General features: G+C 51.9%; 20 protein-coding genes. 14 read left to right on the forward strand and 6 right to left on the reverse strand.

Annotation, left to right across the window (positions count from 1 at the left end):
* Positions 1-57: 57 nt before the first annotated feature.
* Positions 58-660, forward strand: a complete 603-nt coding sequence (locus tag VFT64_00225) for an ABC transporter substrate-binding protein (protein HEU5046248.1) — start codon at positions 58-60, stop codon at positions 658-660.
* 68 nt (positions 661-728) lie between these two features.
* On the forward strand, positions 729-1,160 hold the full coding sequence (locus VFT64_00230; protein ID HEU5046249.1) for a VTT domain-containing protein: 432 nt from the start codon (positions 729-731) through the stop codon (positions 1,158-1,160).
* 3 nt (positions 1,161-1,163) lie between these two features.
* Here the strand turns inward: VFT64_00230 and VFT64_00235 are convergent, their stop codons facing one another.
* Positions 1,164-1,784 carry a helix-turn-helix domain-containing protein gene (locus VFT64_00235; GenBank protein HEU5046250.1) on the reverse strand — a complete coding sequence of 207 codons (621 nt, stop codon included), beginning with the start codon at positions 1,782-1,784 and terminating at the stop codon, positions 1,164-1,166.
* Positions 1,785-1,923: 139 nt separating this feature from the next.
* Here VFT64_00235 and VFT64_00240 point away from each other — a divergent pair, with 139 nt between their 5' ends.
* From VFT64_00240 to VFT64_00255, 4 genes are all read left to right on the forward strand, one after another.
* On the forward strand, positions 1,924-2,466 hold the full coding sequence (locus VFT64_00240) for a hypothetical protein (protein ID HEU5046251.1): 543 nt from the start codon (positions 1,924-1,926) through the stop codon (positions 2,464-2,466).
* 72 nt (positions 2,467-2,538) lie between these two features.
* Positions 2,539-2,856, forward strand: a complete 318-nt coding sequence (trxA, locus tag VFT64_00245; GenBank protein HEU5046252.1) for a thioredoxin TrxA — start codon at positions 2,539-2,541, stop codon at positions 2,854-2,856.
* 119 nt (positions 2,857-2,975) lie between these two features.
* Positions 2,976-3,770, forward strand: a complete 795-nt coding sequence (locus VFT64_00250) for a glutamine synthetase (protein HEU5046253.1) — start codon at positions 2,976-2,978, stop codon at positions 3,768-3,770.
* A gap of 101 nt (positions 3,771-3,871) precedes the next feature.
* Positions 3,872-4,501: a hypothetical protein gene (locus VFT64_00255; GenBank protein HEU5046254.1), complete on the forward strand. Its 630-nt coding sequence runs from the start codon at positions 3,872-3,874 to the stop codon at positions 4,499-4,501.
* On the opposite strand, the gene VFT64_00260 is transcribed toward VFT64_00255, so the two are convergent.
* The 3 genes from VFT64_00260 to trpB are packed head-to-tail and all read right to left on the reverse strand — an operon-like array spanning position 4,502 to position 6,764.
* Positions 4,502-4,759 carry a YciI family protein gene (locus tag VFT64_00260; protein HEU5046255.1) on the reverse strand — a complete coding sequence of 86 codons (258 nt, stop codon included), beginning with the start codon at positions 4,757-4,759 and terminating at the stop codon, positions 4,502-4,504.
* Positions 4,760-4,764: 5 nt separating this feature from the next.
* On the reverse strand, positions 4,765-5,553 hold the full coding sequence (gene trpA, locus VFT64_00265) for a tryptophan synthase subunit alpha (GenBank protein HEU5046256.1): 789 nt from the start codon (positions 5,551-5,553) through the stop codon (positions 4,765-4,767).
* Positions 5,550-6,764: a tryptophan synthase subunit beta gene (trpB, locus tag VFT64_00270; protein ID HEU5046257.1), complete on the reverse strand. Its 1,215-nt coding sequence runs from the start codon at positions 6,762-6,764 to the stop codon at positions 5,550-5,552. The genes trpA and trpB overlap by 4 nt, the downstream gene beginning before the upstream one ends.
* A gap of 104 nt (positions 6,765-6,868) precedes the next feature.
* Between trpB and VFT64_00275 the strand changes: the two genes are divergently transcribed.
* The 7 genes from VFT64_00275 (at position 6,869) to VFT64_00305 (ending at position 12,501) form a co-directional block, all read left to right on the forward strand.
* Positions 6,869-7,543 carry a glutathione S-transferase family protein gene (locus VFT64_00275; GenBank protein HEU5046258.1) on the forward strand — a complete coding sequence of 225 codons (675 nt, stop codon included), beginning with the start codon at positions 6,869-6,871 and terminating at the stop codon, positions 7,541-7,543.
* Positions 7,544-7,552: 9 nt separating this feature from the next.
* Positions 7,553-7,996 carry a DUF192 domain-containing protein gene (locus VFT64_00280; GenBank protein HEU5046259.1) on the forward strand — a complete coding sequence of 148 codons (444 nt, stop codon included), beginning with the start codon at positions 7,553-7,555 and terminating at the stop codon, positions 7,994-7,996.
* 8 nt (positions 7,997-8,004) lie between these two features.
* Positions 8,005-8,589, forward strand: coding sequence for a DUF192 domain-containing protein (locus tag VFT64_00285; GenBank protein HEU5046260.1), 585 nt, complete (start codon positions 8,005-8,007; stop codon positions 8,587-8,589).
* 7 nt (positions 8,590-8,596) lie between these two features.
* Positions 8,597-9,337, forward strand: coding sequence for a pyridoxine 5'-phosphate synthase (locus VFT64_00290; protein ID HEU5046261.1), 741 nt, complete (start codon positions 8,597-8,599; stop codon positions 9,335-9,337).
* On the forward strand, positions 9,334-9,747 hold the full coding sequence (gene acpS / locus VFT64_00295; protein HEU5046262.1) for a holo-ACP synthase: 414 nt from the start codon (positions 9,334-9,336) through the stop codon (positions 9,745-9,747). The genes VFT64_00290 and acpS overlap by 4 nt, the downstream gene beginning before the upstream one ends.
* Positions 9,748-10,075: 328 nt before the next feature.
* Positions 10,076-11,188, forward strand: coding sequence for an ATP phosphoribosyltransferase regulatory subunit (locus tag VFT64_00300; protein HEU5046263.1), 1,113 nt, complete (start codon positions 10,076-10,078; stop codon positions 11,186-11,188).
* A 20-nt stretch (positions 11,189-11,208) separates the two neighbouring features.
* Positions 11,209-12,501, forward strand: coding sequence for an adenylosuccinate synthase (locus tag VFT64_00305; GenBank protein ID HEU5046264.1), 1,293 nt, complete (start codon positions 11,209-11,211; stop codon positions 12,499-12,501).
* Positions 12,502-12,571: 70 nt separating this feature from the next.
* Here VFT64_00305 and VFT64_00310 read toward each other — a convergent pair whose 3' ends face one another.
* Positions 12,572-13,537, reverse strand: a complete 966-nt coding sequence (locus tag VFT64_00310; protein HEU5046265.1) for a glycosyltransferase — start codon at positions 13,535-13,537, stop codon at positions 12,572-12,574.
* 36 nt (positions 13,538-13,573) lie between these two features.
* Positions 13,574-14,434 carry an NAD-dependent epimerase/dehydratase family protein gene (locus VFT64_00315; GenBank protein ID HEU5046266.1) on the reverse strand — a complete coding sequence of 287 codons (861 nt, stop codon included), beginning with the start codon at positions 14,432-14,434 and terminating at the stop codon, positions 13,574-13,576.
* Positions 14,435-14,767: 333 nt separating this feature from the next.
* Here VFT64_00315 and VFT64_00320 point away from each other — a divergent pair, with 333 nt between their 5' ends.
* Entirely contained in the window at positions 14,768-16,009 is a 1,242-nt protein-coding gene (locus VFT64_00320) for a type III PLP-dependent enzyme (GenBank protein ID HEU5046267.1), read from the forward strand.
* Positions 16,010-16,090 lie beyond the last annotated feature (81 nt).

Raw genomic sequence — 16,090 nt, forward strand, 5'->3', positions numbered from 1 at the left:
AGGCTTTCTGCCTGTTAAAAGAGGACCTGATTGGAATTCCAAGAAAGAGAGGGCGATATGCGTGCAAAGCGTTGGCTTGCGGTTTTAGTGGTAGTGTTTGCGGGAATGTTTTCCGCATCTGTTTATGCAGATGACAAGGCGGACGCAAGCGCGTTCGTCAATAACCTGGGCAAGCAGGCATTGTCTGTTGTGAAAGGATCGCAGAGCGATCAGGAAAAGGAATCGGCACTGGAAAAAATGTTCCAGGAAAATGTCGATATCGACTGGATTGCAAAATTCGTAGTCGGCCGTAACTGGAAGGCGGCAACCCCGGAACAGCAGCAGAAATATCTTGCGAACTATAAAGCGTTTCTGATTGCGCATTACACGTCGGATTTTGCGAAGTTTACGAATGCGAATTTTGAAGTTACGCGCGTAGTGCCGGACAACAGAGGCGGGCAGACAGTGACGATGCGTATTAAGCGTCCGCAGCAGGAAGATGTAATTGCAGAATATACCGTGAAGAAAAACGATGCGGGACAGTTCAAGGTGTATGACATCATTGTTGAAGGTGTCAGCATGATTACGACCCAGCGTTCGGACTTTTCTTCCGCCATTGCACAGAACGGGTTCGATTACCTGATCAATCAGCTGGGTGAACGCAGCAAGACCAAGCAATAACTAAGGATGATCCAGGCCCGTATGAGAAGATCATGCGGGCCTGTGATACATGACGGCTGGGGTAGCGGATGGACGTTTATACACTGATCCTCATAAACAGTTTTAAATCCGCCATTGCCTTTTCTACGGTGTCGGAAAATGCATGGTTTGCAGCCGTGCAGTTCGGCAGCCATAATCTCTGGTTTGCCACATTTGCAGCGGTGATCGGATCAGCATGTGGCGCACTGCTGAATTTTACTCTGGGTTATTATGTCGGCGGCAAACGTGGCGACTGGTTTGCGTTTAGCGAGCAATGGTATCAGCGCATAACACGCTATAACAATTATACCATGTTCGTATTGATGGTTCCGTTCTCCGCTATTCCGGTCATTGGGACGTTTTTCAATCTTTATATATTGATTGCCGGATTCCTGCGCATAGCGCCGCGAAGAGCAATTGCGCTGATTGTAACAGGAAGAATATTATACTATCTGCTGTGCCTGGCGGGCGTTAACGTATAAAATTTACGTCTTGATAAAGACGATTTTTGCAGCCCAGGCGACTTCCACATTCGTAATGTCGCTCGCATTATAAGCGATAAGATTATAGCGCCCCGGTTCGCTGCCAGCTTTCAGTGTACGCAGAAAAACCCGTCCATCCGTCAGCTTCACCACACAGGGTTTGCCGAGAAACTCTGAATACGGTCCGGTACCGGTTTTGTTATAGGGGACCTGCCAGCCCTCAACCGGTTCAGTCGTGCTTGAGCCAGCCTTGCTGCTGTAATAAATAATCCAGCCTTCATGGAAGACGGGAAGCATGGCATCGGAAGTTACGCGCACTGCTGCAACGTCGGAAGGAGAGAATCCCGGCGGGCATTCAAGTGCGCCAGATGCGCTCGGTGAGATGGGAAAAATTTCTGCGTCGCGTCCGGCTTCGCCAGAGATATGAATTTTTTCTTCCGGCTGCAGGACGCGCATGATCTTCTGCAATTTGTCCGCACGCAATACCTGAGTTTTCCCGCGCAGAAAATCCCGCACCGTGTCCTTGGGAACACCGGCCTGGCGTTCAAGTGCGGAGATGCTCAGCTTGTTCTGCGCAAGTCCGTTCTTGATGAGTGCTAACAAATTTTCACGAGTAATTTCCATAACGGTAATTTTCCTTCATTCTGCCCTTCAAGTCACTGGGGAAGATTCCCGTTGACAGTTGTGGGATATTTCCCGTAAATTTAAGGGTGTCTTGAAGACAATAACCTTTTTCAATCATTTTCAATCAATGGAGCACAGGATGGCGCGCAGGAAAAAGCATAATAAAGCACTTCTGAAACAATTGGATGGCTACCCGAACCTGCCGACACAGGAACGAATCGTCAAAGGAGGGGTGCTAATCAGGAATAATATAGGGATTGTGGATGAGCCGCTGCGAATCGATAAATTGCTCCGTAATGGCATTATAGATGAAATGCAGCATCTGTATGGTCTGCAGATCATCACTTACTGGACGATTGCGAACCGTCCTTTCCTGCGCGGACCGTCTTATGAACCGCGTATCGGCAAGACTCATTCAAGTCTGGAGTTTATCAATCTTAGCCGCATGAGCGCCGAGGATAAGTTATATAAGACAATGGATGCATTGAACGCGCGCGAGCGAAACCTGATCAGCAAAATATGTTTTGAGGAAATAGCGGCTATCGATGCGGGAAGAAGCATGGGGCTGCCGGTCAACGGTATCACTGTGTATGTGCGTGCCGCATTTGATGCACTGGGAAATGCGTTATCCAGCATGCGTACTTTCTGCCGCGAGCAGGAAAAAAAGGAGGTGGCGCAATAGCGGTGGATAGCACTTGCGGCACCCGTTTTCCTGACCTATATATAAAAGGACAACTGCATAAAGGATGTGTTTATGACTGTACATATAAATGATGCCGATTTTGAAAAAGACGTATTGAAAGCTAACGGCCCAGTGCTGGTGGATTTCTGGGCGGAATGGTGCGGCCCCTGCAAGCAGATCGCTCCGATTCTCGACGAGATCGCTGGCGAGATGAAAGGCAAGGTCACTGTTGCCAAAGTGAACATCGACAAGAACCCCGAAACACCGCAAAAATATGGCGTGCGTGGTATTCCCACCCTGATCCTGTTTAAGGACGGCAAAGCTGTTTCGACCAAGGTGGGCTCCATGCCCAAGAGCAAGCTGGTCGAGTGGCTTGAATCGGTTGCTTAATTAATTATCAGTATGGGCTCTTCCGCGTGGGTACGCGGAGGAGTTCTATACGACGACCCCACGGGGAATCCCGGCGGAGCCGGGATGGGGAAGCGTTCCCCCATATATAAAAACCAAATATGTTTACGCCGGTCATAGCGACGGAAATAGAATTTTACCTGCATGGCGCAGATGAAAAATTCACGCCGGAACAAATCATAACATTGGTAAAAGAAGGCTGTGATAAAGCCTGTATCTGGCTTGCTTCCGCCGAGCAGGAGCGCGGGCGCAATCAATACGAAATAGCGCTGAATCCTTCCCCTGATTATAAGTCAGTTGCAACTGCGACAGAATATTTCAAAACCGTGCTTGCGGATACATTCCTGCCCCACGGAATCAAGGATGATTTCTCCGCGAAGCCGCTACCGGATCAGCCGGGCAGCGGATTGCATATCCACCTGCATTTGGAAGATACACAGGGAGTGAATATTTTCACTCGCGAGAACGATGTTTTCAGCGCGCCGCTTTTGCATGCTATGGGTGGACTGTTGGCAGGAATGAATCCGAATATGATGGTGTTTGCACCTTACCCTGAATCTTATTTGCGTTTCACGGGAAAATCCAATGCGCCTACAACAGTAAGCTGGGGTACGAACAATCGTACCACCGCTTTGCGTCTTCCCAATAAACCGCTTAACAACAAACATATTGAGCATCGTGTGGCCGGAAGCGATGCGAATATACTGCAGGTCATAGAAGTCATTCTGGCTGGCGCTTTCTATGGAATTGAGAAGCGCTGCAATCCTGGCGAGCCGATCTATGGCGACGCTTCGCTGCCGCAATATAACCTGCCGTTGCTGGCCAGAAACATCGAGGAAGCTGCAAAATACCGGGAAGAGGCTGCCAACAATGTGAAAGCCTCAACAGATTATTGAGATAATTCAATATATTTCTTGATTGTAACGAAACCTTCACTTGGACTTGCAGGGGATTCCACCTATAATTCAAGCTATGGCAATCTATCTAAAAGAATAATATGGGCTTTTGGCGTAAAGCAGCAGTAGTCGGATCGGTAGGCACAGTAGGCATCGGCGCAGTCGGGGGCTTTGACGCGATGAATGCTGTAGCTGCCAGCAATCCCGGCTGGGGTACGTTCTGGGCAGGAGCAGGGCATGCTATCAGCGGTGTGGCCACGGCAATCGGCCATGTGGTCGCGGATATACCCGGAGTGGCATCGACTATATTAACAGGCGCAAGTCATTTGGGAACCCAGGTGATGGGCGGCGCATTTGTGACGCATCTCATGGGGGCAACAGCAGCCGCAACGCTTGGCGCGTTTGGCGCGGTGGCCTTTCCGGTGGCGGCAGTAGGTATCGGGCTTTGGGCGGCTAAGAAAGTATGGGATCATTTCCGCCATAAAAATGATCATGTCGAACCGGCTCCATCACCGGAGCAGCAAATGCAACCGGAACGCGGACGTGGACGCGAGCGTGAGCGGGAAGGTCCTTCGGTCGATCAGCAGCAAGCCATGACAAGAGCCAGAGGGCAGGTGGATAACATGAGCCTTCCCCAGAACGGATATAACGTAAATAGTGGCCAGACCGTGGTGGCGCCGCAAGGTGGTTATCCACCTCAGGCAAGGCAGCCCGTTAACGTCCGGGGCTGATTAGGCTTTCGCATCCCACTCGTAAATTTTAATGTCGGAAGAATTGGTCGTGTAGACCGGATCGCGAAACGCGATGGACTTCGCTTCTTCCATATCTTTCACTTTCAGCAGGTACGCACCGCCGGTTTTATCCGTGAACGGCCCGGCATATTCCAGCTTGCCCTGCTTACGCAATTCATCCAGGAATGCATAGTGCGGTTCAATGGCGGATTGCTGGAAGGTCGGTTTGCGCGTGGTCATGACGAGATATTTGATCATAAAAATTACGGCTCCATGGCTTTCTTAAGTGAGCTGACAAATCCAAGTGCTTCTGCTGGGTTGCCTTTAGCGATATAATCCACAAGCACCGAGCCGACGACGACGGCATCGCTGAACGCAGCGACCTGCGCAGCCTGCTGCGGTGTCTTAATCCCAAATCCGACGGCAACGGGAAGCGTTGTCTTTGACTTCAAATGATGCACACGAGTCTTAAGCGACTCCATATCGGCGGACTTGCCGCCCGTGATACCGGTCACGGAAATATAATAAAGAAATCCGCCTGCATTCTGGCCGATGGCCGCAAGACGGTTATCATCCGTTGTCGGAGCAATCAAACGAATGAGACGAATGCCATGCTGGTTTGCCGTGTCGATAAACTCGTTTTCTTCTTCCGGGGGCAGGTCGACCAGAATCACGCCGTCGGCACCTGCTTTTTGCGCATCCTGGCAGAAGCGCTCCACGCCGTAAGCATAAACCGGATTGTAATAGCCCATAAGAATAATGGGAGTGGTGGTATCCTGCTTGCGGAATGTTTCTACCTGCGCCAGCACTTTCTTAAGCGTCATGCCTGCAGCAAGTGCACGCAGGCCTGCAGCCTCAATCGTTGGACCATCTGCCATCGGGTCAGAAAACGGCATGCCGACTTCAATAATATCAGCACCTGCTCCAGGCAAGCCTGCAAGTATGGCAGAAGATGCTTCCGGTGTAGGATCGCCGCCCATAATAAACGTTATCAGCGCTTTACGTTTTGCAGCAGCAAGCGAAGCGAATTTTTGTTCAATGCGCCCGCTCATATCTTCACTCCCAAAGCGTTCGCTACGGTAAAAATGTCTTTGTCGCCGCGTCCCGAAAGGTTCACCACGATCAGGTGGTCGCGCGGCAGCGTGGGGGCGATTTTCAAAACATGCGCAATCGCGTGGCTTGATTCCAGCGCGGGAATGATACCTTCCAGCTTCGCACAGAGCTGGAACGCCTGCAGCGCTTCGTCATCCGTGATGGAAACATATTGCACACGTCCTGTGTCATTGAGCCAGGAATGCTCGGGTCCGACGCCGGGATAATCAAGCCCTGCAGAAATGGAATGTGCTTCCAGAATCTGGCCGTCTTCATCCTGCAGCAGGTAAGTGCGGCTGCCATGCAGCACACCGGCGCGTCCGCGTGCAATGGAGGCAGCATGCTTATCCGTGTCAATTCCATGACCCGCCGCTTCAACGCCGATCATTTTAACATCTTTGTCTTCGATGAACGGGTGGAACAGCCCGATCGCATTGGAGCCGCCGCCGATGCAGGCAACCAGCGTATCAGGCAGGCGCTTTTCCACTGCCATGATCTGTTCGCGCGTTTCACGGCCTATCACAGCCTGGAAATCACGCACCATGGCGGGGTAAGGGTGGGGGCCTGCGGCGGTGCCGATCAGATAGAATGTATCATGTACATTGCTGACCCAGTCGCGCAGCGCTTCGTTCATCGCATCCTTCAACGTGCGCGATCCGCTTTCCACCGGTACGACTTTCGCACCGAGCAGTTTCATGCGGAACACGTTGGGCATCTGTCGTTCAATGTCGCGCGCGCCCATATAGATAATACACTCAAGGCCGAACAGTGCGCAGACGGTCGCCGTTGCAACGCCATGCTGGCCCGCGCCGGTTTCCGCGATGATGCGCTTCTTGCCCATGCGCTTGGCAATCAGCGCCTGACCGATACAGTTATTGACCTTGTGCGCGCCGGTATGGTTCAGTTCCTCACGCTTAAGATAAATTTTCGCTCCGCCGCAATGTTCACTCAGGCGCGGTGCATAATAAAGTGGGCTCGGGCGGCCGATATAATGTGTAAAATAATAATCGAGTTCCTGCTGGAACGTAGGATCGCTCTTGGCTTGCTCGTACGCCTTTTCCACTTCAAGAATGAGCGGCATAAGTGTCTCGGCGACGAAGCGTCCGCCGTAAATTCCGAAGTGGCCGGAAGCATCCGGCACGGTCAAGTCATTTTTTAACACATTGGGCATGGGTATGTATTTATTTGCGGTTGTTTTTCCTCAGACTGTTGTATAGTGCTAGTGCCGAATTATGCAAGGTACTTTGCAGTTTTTCCTAAGTAGACAGAGAGACGATGCGGACACTTTACCATACTCCATTATCGCCGTATTGCCGCAAGGTACGCATTTTGCTGCGCGAGAAGGAACTGGAATTCGACCTCGTACAGGAAAATTTCTGGGAACGCCGGCAGGAGTTGTTCGCGCTGAATCCCGCAGGGGAAGTGCCTGTATTGCAGGAAGAAGACGGCGAACTTGTCTGCGGCAGTTACGCGATCATGGAGTATCTGGAAGAAGCTTATCGCGACAATAACAAGCGTTATATCGGCAGCTCCATCAGCGAGCGTGCTGAGATAAGGCGTATCATCGACTGGTTCGACCGTAAGTTCGATAATGAAGTCACACAGAATATCCTGTTCGAGAAACTGTTCAAGCGCCTGATGAGCTATGGCGAGCCGCAATCCGAGGCTATTCGCGCCGGTAAAAAGAATATATTATATCATCTGGACTATATTGCATATCTGACGGCGGAACAGCAATATCTGGCTGGTGACACAATCACATTGGCGGACATTACGGCTGCAGCGCATTTTTCGGCCCTGGATTATCTGGGGGATGTTCCGTGGGAACATAACCCGAAAGCGAAGGAATGGTATGCGATCATGAAATCGCGCCCTTCCATGCGTGCCGTGCTGGCCGACCGCATACCGAGCGTTCGCCCGCCCGCGCATTATGAAAACCCGGACTTCTAGGAACGGCTTATGAAGAAGATATACAAGACTTTGCTGCTTGCGGTTTTTTTGCTGGAATGCACAAGCGCTGTAGCCGCGCCATTATTTCCCGCGGGACATGTGACGATTATCACAAGTCGCGCGCATATACCATTGACGGTGGAAGTGGCCACGAATGAAGAACAAATGAGGCAAGGGCTGATGTTTCGTGAAAGCCTGCCCAAGGGGCATGGCATGCTCTTTAAATTCCCTGAAGCACAAGCCACTGCCATGTGGATGAAGAACACCTTAATTCCGCTGGATATGCTGTTCATTAACGACAAGCAGGTCGTAAGCCATATTGTAAAAAATGCGACGCCGGGATCGATCGCGCCGATTCCTTCCGGCGGACCGGTGCAATATATACTGGAAATAAATGGCGGCGCTGTGGATGAATACCATATCGCTGAAGGCGACCGCATAATATTGAAATGAGGAAGACAATGAGGCTTTTTGCTGCTCTGACATTAAGTGCGTTGCTTCCATTCTCCTCTGCATATGCCGATACGCCTATTATTTACAGCCAGGCCGTGATCAAGATCGTTCCGTCTCCAGCATCTCTCAAAGAGGAGAGCCTGAAGGAAGCTGAAAAAAGTAAGACGGATACGAATAAAAAAGCAGGCGACAGCAGTGCAGCCGATTTCATGCCGATACTGCACCGCGTGGTAAAGGAATTCACGGTGGAAATACGCCCTCTGAGCTTTCTGCAGCAGCATGATTTTATTGCTCACCAGCCGTTTAATGATCGTGAAGGTATGATGACCCTGATTGATCCTCCGGCGAAAGCGCAGTTGAAATCCTCTAACCTGCTGGGTAAAGTAGATGTGCTGTTCGTCAAGGAAGACGGTATTATCGACAAAATCGCGCCCGAGCTTTCCCTGCCGGATTTGAGCGAACCGATCGACAGCGATAAGCCTATCCGCGCATTCATTTTTTTGAAAGACGGTGCTGCACAGGCCAGCGACATCCGTCCGGGCGATAGCGTCGAGGGCTCGGTATTCAAAGCGCCTCCGGTTATATTAAAGTAGGACAGCAATGGAACACTTACGTCTTGGAATCAATATTGACCATGTAGCAACTGTGCGTAATGCGCGTGGTGGACTGCATCCCGATCCGGTGCGGGCTGCGCATCTTGCAGCCGAAGCGGGGGCGGATGGCATTACAGCGCATTTGCGCGAGGACAGGCGGCATATACGCGATGCGGATATTGAACGACTGATGCGTGAGATCAAACTGCCGCTGAATTTTGAAATGGCGGCGACGCAGGAAATGCAGGCGATTGCGCTGAAAGCAAAACCGCATGCGGCTTGTATTGTTCCGGAAAAGCGTCAGGAAGTGACAACGGAAGGCGGCCTGGATGTTATTGGCGGGCTGAAGCACCTGAAAGAATATATCAAGCCGCTGCGTGATGCGGGAATCAGAGTTTCGCTGTTTGTCGATCCTGTCGAAACACAGATCATGGCTGCAGCGGAAGCAGGTGCGCAGGTGGTGGAATTGCACACGGGCAAATACTGTGAAGTATACGAAGAAAACGGTAGCGAAGCAGCGCAGCAATATTTAACGCAGATACAGCAAGCTGCGCGAGCTGCATCGCAAGCGGGTCTAGAGTGCCATGCAGGTCACGGACTTTCTTTTGCAAGCGTTGGCCCTGTCGCCGCGATCCCGCAGGTCATGGAGCTCAATATCGGGCATTTCATTGTCGGGGAAGCGATATTCATTGGGCTGAAGGAATGTATTGGCAAGATGAGACGCCTCATGCAGGACGCCAGGAAATGATCATTGGCATCGGTAATGATCTTGTAGATGTACGCAGGATCGAGAGATCGCTGGCGCGTTTCGGAATGCGTTTTGAACAGCGCATCTTTACCCCCACTGAAATTGCCATCGCCGAACAGCGCGGCCGTTCAGGATTAAAAGGCAAGGCCGCGACGTTGGCCAAGCGTTTCGCGGCGAAAGAGGCTTGTGCGAAAGCGCTTTCCACCGGCATAGGGCAGGGCATTCAATGGCATGAAATCGCTGTCGAGAATTTGCCGGGCGGTGCACCGCAACTTGTGCTTACCGGAAAGGCACGTGAAATATTGCAGGCGATGATCCCTCAAGGGATGCAACCGCGACTTCATTTGAGTCTGGCTGACGAGTATCCGATGGCACAGGCTTTTGTAGTAATTTCAGCGGTTTCGCTCTAGGGTTTTCCGACGGTTCTTGCACAGGCATAAAGAAAAGATCAAGCAAACCCGTAGTTTTATGACAGAAATGTGACAGGAACCGCAGAAAACCGATAAAATATATAAATAACAATGTGTTATTTTATGCCTAAAAAATAGGCAAAAGCGGTGAGAACCCTTATTTTGCTTGGTTAATATATTATTAACCTATGGTTTTCAACAGAGTTATCCACAGGGTTCGTGGATGGAATTTTAAGCAGGGGAATATGCCCTGAAAAACCGCTTTTTTTCCTCCCCGATTCACAGAAGTTCCTTGTGAAAAAAACAAGAGTGACTATAAAGGCACCTTATGAGTAAAACAGCGCCTTTATTGCCCGCAGGCTTTTACGACCTGCTGCCGGACGATGCGGCTCTGGAGTCCGGTTGCGTCTCCAGACTGCTCGGTGCATTTTCTGCATTCGGCTATGAGCAGGTATCGCCGCCGCTGATGGAGTTCGAAACAAGCCTGTTTGAAGGTCGCGGTGAAGAACTCGCCAGGCAGACATTCCGCGTGCTGGATCCGGTTTCCAAAAACATGATGGGAGTGCGCGCGGATATGACGCTGCAGGTCGCGCGTATTGCGGCCTCTCGTCTGGCTTCTGTGCCGAGGCCATTACGTTTGTGCTATGCGGGGCAGATACTTCAGACCGTGCCGGAAGCGCTCAGGAATGAACGCCAGTTGACACAGGCAGGCATGGAGCTGATCGGTTCGGACGCGTTACAGGCCGATATCGAAGTTATTACGATTGCTGCATGGTCGCTTGAAGCGCTTGGCATTACCGATATCACGATTGACATCAACCTGCCGGGGCTGGTGGCTGAATTATGCCCTGAAGCAAAAAACGATCCGGCGCTGCAAGCCCGGATTAAAGATGCGGTGACACGCAAAGATGCGGAGATGATCGCGAAGCTGCCCGTAAAAGCAAGTAGCACGCTGGCTGCGCTGGTTGGAGCGGCAGGCCCTGCGGCTAAAGCGCTTACGGTGCTGGACTCTCTGAACATCCCGCAGGTAAGTGCATTACGTGAGCTGACGCAGCGTGTTGCACGTCACTGCCCATCGCTTGCACTCACCATCGACCCGATCGAATATCGCGGCTTCGATTACCATAACGGCATCAGCTTCTCGATCTTTGCGCGTGGTTTGCGTTATGAACTGGGGCGCGGCGGACGTTATACGGTGGAAGGCGAACCGGCGACGGGATTTACGATTTATGTGACGCCGCTGCTCGGCATTTTGCCGCGCCCGGCAAAGCCTAAAAAACTGCTCGTGGGTAAACAGGCCGCAATGGCGAAAGTAAAAGAACTACAGTCGCAGGGATGGGTAACATTATATGCGCTGACAGATGATCTTTCAGCGGAAGCAAAAAAACTCGGCGTCAGGTTTTACCTTTCGGCGGATGGAAAACAGATTTCGGAAATTTAGACTAGGGATAGAGCTCAATTATGACAAATGTTGCAGTAGTAGGTTCGCAGTGGGGTGATGAAGGCAAGGGCAAGATCGTGGACTGGCTGTCCGAACGCGCGGATGTGGTAGTGCGTTTTCAGGGCGGGCATAACGCAGGTCACACGCTCGTAATCGACGGCGTCACTTATAAACTTAGCCTGCTGCCTTCCGGCGTAGTGCGACAGGATAAACTCAGCATCATCGGCAACGGTGTCGTGATCGATCCATTCGAGCTGCTCAAAGAAATTGAAACCATTCGCAAGCTTGGTGTGAATATCAACTCCGATAATCTCAAGATTGCGGAAAATGCGACGCTCATTCTGCCCGTGCACCGCAAGCTCGACCAGGCAACGGAAGCATTGCGCGGCGCTGCGAAGATCGGCACCACGGGACGCGGTATTGGTCCTGCTTACGAAGACAAAGCCGGCCGCCGTGCAATCCGCGTATGCGATCTGGCGGATAAGGACATCCTGAGCAGCAAGCTCGATATGGTCCTCGCACACCACAATCCGCTGCTCAAGGAATGCGGCGTTGAACTGATCAGCAAGCAGGAAATCCTTGATGGACTGCTGGAAATCGCTCCGAAGATTCTGCCGTTCGCGGTTCCGGCCTGGAGACTGCTGGATAATCTGCGCAAGAGCGGCAAACGTATTTTGTTCGAAGGCGCACAAGGTGCAATGCTCGACGTGGATCACGGTACGTATCCGTTCGTAACGTCTTCAAACACGATGAGCGGTGCGGCAACATTTGGCTCCGGCGTCGGCATGAGCGCCATCGGTTTCGTGTTAGGCATCACCAAAGCCTACACGACGCGCGTGGGCAGCGGCCCGTTCCCGACGGAACTTAACGACGAAATCGGCCAGACGATCGGCAAGATCGGCCATGAATTTGGTACGGTCACAGGTCGTCCGCGCCGTTGCGGCTGGTTCGATGCTGTGCTCGTGCGCCAGACCGTGAAAGTATGCGGCATCAAAGGTATCGCGCTCACGAAGCTCGACGTGCTGGACGGGTTCAAGGAAATCAAGGTCTGCGTCGGTTATAAATACAAGGGTGAAACCTACGACTATCTGCCTGCAAGCCAGACGATTCAGGCGGGCATCGAGCCTGTATATGAAACCATTCCGGGCTGGAGCGAAAGCACGAAAGGCGCACGCAGCTGGGCGGAACTTCCGGCAGCGGCGATCAAATACATCCGCCGCGTGGAAGAACTGATCGAATGCCAGATCACGCTGCTTTCCACAAGTCCGAAACGTGAAGACACGATCCTCGTCAACGATCCGTTTGTCGAGTAATACGATAATCTCGTACACAGGAGCGGGAGGATAAACATAAGCAAGGGGGGAATTTTCATTCCCCCCTTTTTTATATCCCGCGATTAATGCCGCCGCATACCCACAGGCACATCGTCTTGGATAATTTCCTGATGAGCAGGTAGAGACTCAGCGGCACAAACTTCCATCCCCGGCAGGCGATGCCTTGCGTCACGAAGGTTTCCGCTTTATCGAGCCTTATGACCAGCAGTGCCTGCCAGAATCCGATAGCAAGCTGGCGGCATTGCCAGCTCACAATCACATCTTTCTGGCGTGCGGTAAGGTCGCTGCGTGCGAGCAGGCTCTGGGCGATCTGCGTATGTTCTTCCATGAGGGCAGCAGAGTTCTCCAGTGTCTCATGCGGGCTCTTGCAGCGATAGGTAAGACCATATAGCGCATGCGGAATAATGACATTCTTGCATCCGCGCAACGCCAGCCGCGCCATCCATTCACGGTCGCTGGAGTAGTACCATAATTTACGGTCGAGATTGAAGGCACCTACATCCTGAAACAGCGACTTACGGATAAAGCGCGGCAGAAGAGAAATCGGATTTTCCGACAGCACGCTTTCCAGGCTGATATCGAGTTGCCGTTCATCGGCAAAATATCCCTGCACCTTGCTCTGGCCGCGCCGGTTCTGTACGCGGCAGATCATACCGAAGCTGAACAATTCGGCATCGGGATACTTAACAATATTATCTGCAACGGCCCATAATGTGCCGGGCTCGTAGACATCATCGGCATTCAGGCGGCCGATATATTCACCAGTAGCCAGTGCAATGCCTTTGCGGTATCCATCGGTCGGGCCGTTATCGCGCTCGCTTTTCAGCACGGTGATGACATGCGCATAATGTTCCAGCACTTTGACGGTACCGTCGTCCGACAGCCCGTCATATACAATGATCTCAAGATTCGGATAATGCTGCGCGATAAGCGAATCAAGCGCGCGCGAAATAGTGGAGACAGCATTACGCACGGCTATGATGACGGTGAGTCTGGGAGGCTGCATCTCTGTCATAGTACCGTATGTTTCCTCAAACTTATGAGCTTAAAGTCAATGCGTGAAGACGGGATGGAAAGAGCGTGGTGCGTAGGCGAAATCCCGTACCGCGTCATCGCTGGAAAATGCCTGATCCTTCTGCATGCGCACGGCGATACCCGGTGTCAGGTGTCGGAAGCGTGACAGGAGCCGCAGGCACCGTATGGCGCATGTCAGTCCGGCTTCAGGCAGGTGCACGATACGCGGTTTCTTGCCAAGGGCCTCAAATATTCTCACAACCATCTCGCGATAAGTTATGCTATCCTTACCCGATAAATTGTAATAATTCAAGGGTAAATCAGAATGTTGCAATATCTGGAGGACGGCGGTGGCCAGGTCTTCCGCATAGACGGGCATTCTGAGTCCGCTGCCTTTGCCGACGATAGGAAAGAAGCCGAATTTACGAATAAAATTGGCGACTGCGGTGACATTTTTGTCCTTGCCCTCGTCGTAGATCATCGTGGGGCGTAATATGACCCAGGGAATGCCGCGCGCTTTGGCCCAGGCAGCCACTTTTTCTTCTGCGTCCGCAAGCATGGCGGCAAGCTTCCGTTCCTGCGGATCGGGCGAGTCGCTTTTGGCGAGACGGCTGGTGGAAGAAAAGGAAATCAGGCGCTTGACGCTTTCCGGACATTGCGCAAGGTAGTTCGGCAGTTCCCATAAAGGCATCATGGAAACCAGTATATCGCTTTGCGGAAGTGGCATAGGCGGGCGCACTGTGTGCCAGACGAGGCCTGGCAGGCTTTCCATGTCGGCGGGAGCAGAATCGGCGCGCGTAACGGCGTCAACGCGAAATTGGGCTTTTATGAGCATAGCTGCAAGGCGTTTACCCAGCATGCTGCGTGCTCCCAGAAGACAAACAGAGGCTTCAGTCATTAATATCCTTGTACTTACAGGTAGATTTTTTATAGGTAAGAGGCGTTAGTTAGGGGTACTGAAAGCGTCCTGTCAACCAGCAATCTGATAAGAGTGGCGCGGCAAGAGCGGCATGAGGGCAACACTGTGAAAATCAACAGGTAAATTTTACCTTCAGTGCCAAAAAAATACTTTAACTTAAAAAATTTTAATATAATATTCTTCATAGTTCCTTGTCCCTACTATATGTAGTCGTGAGGAGCTACTTTTTTAACAACTAATAGGGTTTTTATGTTTTTCCGTGCCAAAATTCCGTAGCGATTTTAACCTCCAATCGAAGGACACAAGCCAGAAATGAAAAAAACAACATCCGCCAAGACCGCGCGCACAAGCCGCAACAAGTTCTCCGTTATAAATAACCCGCTGCCGCAGAAGCAGCCAGAACTGCCGAAATTCGATTCGGCGCACCATCTCGTAAAACGTATGAAACCATCTATGCCAGTACACTGCATGCGCACGCATGTTGTGGAAACTGCTGCCAAGTGGTTTGTCTCTGCGTTTCCGGGCGAGGTGATGTACGCCGTAAAAACCAATCCAGATCCGCTTGCACTGAAAACCGTTCACGAAGCAGGTGTCAGGCACTTTGACGTGGCGTCTCTGGCAGAGATTGAGCTTGTCGCCAGGGAATGCCCCGGCGCGACCATGCATTACATGCACCCGGTCAAAAGCCGCGACTCGATCATGTTCGCCTACAATAAATTCTCGATTCGCAGCTTCTCGCTGGATTCGCTGGCGGAGCTTGCCAAAATCGAGGCCATGACGAACAACGCGCGCGATCTGACGCTGTATGTAAGGCTTGCTGTGTCCAACGAACATGCGGCTCTTAGCTTGAGCGGTAAATTCGGCTGTAAAGGCGCCGAAGCCGTTGAATTGTTGCGGGCAGCAAGAGGTGTCGCCGGGAAGCTTGGCATTTGTTTCCATGTCGGATCGCAATGCATGGATCCGGAAGACTACCGCAAGGCCATTGCCGCTGCGCGCGCTGTGATCGATGAAGCAGGCGTGAAAGTGGATATGATCGATGTTGGCGGCGGTTTCCCGTCCATCTATCCTGATCTCGCTCCGGTATCGCTGCAAAGCTACATGGACGTTATCTCGGCTTCGCTGAATGAATATGGTTTTGCAGAAGATTATGGAGTGTTCTGTGAACCCGGCCGTGCGATTGTCGCAGAGAATGGTTCTGTGGTCGTGAAGGTGGAAATGCGCAAGGGCAACATGCTGTACATTAACGACGGCGTGTATGGCAGCCTGTTCGATGCAGGTTACCCCGGCTTTGTGTATCCTGCACGTGCGCTACGCATCTCCAGCGGTTTCTCCGGCCAGATGGAAGCATTCGGCTTCTTTGGGCCGACCTGCGACTCGCTGGATATGATGAAAGGGCCGTTCATGTTGCCGGCGGATATTTGCGAAGGCGACTGGATCGAAATCGGCGGGCTGGGTGCGTACAGCAAAACCATGCAGACCAATTTCAACGGCTTCTATTCGGACAAGCAGGCGCAATTGACCGATTCGCCGATGCTGAGCATGTTTGGATTGTAAGAGTGTAAAGGGCGAGGAGGGGAAACCCTCTTCGCCCGAATCTTGTTCCCGGGCTCATTTTCATAGGTTGCAACTTTTTAA

This window comes from Rickettsiales bacterium, assembly GCA_035765535.1.
Classification (GTDB): Bacteria; Pseudomonadota; Alphaproteobacteria; order Rickettsiales; family JABCZZ01; genus JABCZZ01.

Excerpts from the sequence above, each read along its gene's own strand:
- VFT64_00225 (HEU5046248.1), top strand. The coding sequence starts at position 58 with ATGCGTGCAAAGCGTTGGCTTGCGGTTTTAGTGGTAGTGTTTGCGGGA.
- VFT64_00230 (HEU5046249.1), top strand. The coding sequence starts at position 729 with ATGGACGTTTATACACTGATCCTCATAAACAGTTTTAAATCCGCCATT.
- VFT64_00235 (HEU5046250.1), bottom strand. The coding sequence starts at position 1,784 with ATGGAAATTACTCGTGAAAATTTGTTAGCACTCATCAAGAACGGACTT.
- VFT64_00240 (HEU5046251.1), top strand. The coding sequence starts at position 1,924 with ATGGCGCGCAGGAAAAAGCATAATAAAGCACTTCTGAAACAATTGGAT.
- trxA (HEU5046252.1), top strand. The coding sequence starts at position 2,539 with ATGACTGTACATATAAATGATGCCGATTTTGAAAAAGACGTATTGAAA.
- VFT64_00250 (HEU5046253.1), top strand. The coding sequence starts at position 2,976 with ATGTTTACGCCGGTCATAGCGACGGAAATAGAATTTTACCTGCATGGC.
- VFT64_00255 (HEU5046254.1), top strand. The coding sequence starts at position 3,872 with ATGGGCTTTTGGCGTAAAGCAGCAGTAGTCGGATCGGTAGGCACAGTA.
- VFT64_00260 (HEU5046255.1), bottom strand. The coding sequence starts at position 4,759 with ATGATCAAATATCTCGTCATGACCACGCGCAAACCGACCTTCCAGCAA.
- trpA (HEU5046256.1), bottom strand. The coding sequence starts at position 5,553 with ATGAGCGGGCGCATTGAACAAAAATTCGCTTCGCTTGCTGCTGCAAAA.
- trpB (HEU5046257.1), bottom strand. The coding sequence starts at position 6,764 with ATGCCCAATGTGTTAAAAAATGACTTGACCGTGCCGGATGCTTCCGGC.
- VFT64_00275 (HEU5046258.1), top strand. The coding sequence starts at position 6,869 with ATGCGGACACTTTACCATACTCCATTATCGCCGTATTGCCGCAAGGTA.
- VFT64_00280 (HEU5046259.1), top strand. The coding sequence starts at position 7,553 with ATGAAGAAGATATACAAGACTTTGCTGCTTGCGGTTTTTTTGCTGGAA.
- VFT64_00285 (HEU5046260.1), top strand. The coding sequence starts at position 8,005 with ATGAGGCTTTTTGCTGCTCTGACATTAAGTGCGTTGCTTCCATTCTCC.
- VFT64_00290 (HEU5046261.1), top strand. The coding sequence starts at position 8,597 with ATGGAACACTTACGTCTTGGAATCAATATTGACCATGTAGCAACTGTG.
- acpS (HEU5046262.1), top strand. The coding sequence starts at position 9,334 with ATGATCATTGGCATCGGTAATGATCTTGTAGATGTACGCAGGATCGAG.
- VFT64_00300 (HEU5046263.1), top strand. The coding sequence starts at position 10,076 with ATGAGTAAAACAGCGCCTTTATTGCCCGCAGGCTTTTACGACCTGCTG.
- VFT64_00305 (HEU5046264.1), top strand. The coding sequence starts at position 11,209 with ATGACAAATGTTGCAGTAGTAGGTTCGCAGTGGGGTGATGAAGGCAAG.
- VFT64_00310 (HEU5046265.1), bottom strand. The coding sequence starts at position 13,537 with ATGACAGAGATGCAGCCTCCCAGACTCACCGTCATCATAGCCGTGCGT.
- VFT64_00315 (HEU5046266.1), bottom strand. The coding sequence starts at position 14,434 with ATGACTGAAGCCTCTGTTTGTCTTCTGGGAGCACGCAGCATGCTGGGT.
- VFT64_00320 (HEU5046267.1), top strand. The coding sequence starts at position 14,768 with ATGAAAAAAACAACATCCGCCAAGACCGCGCGCACAAGCCGCAACAAG.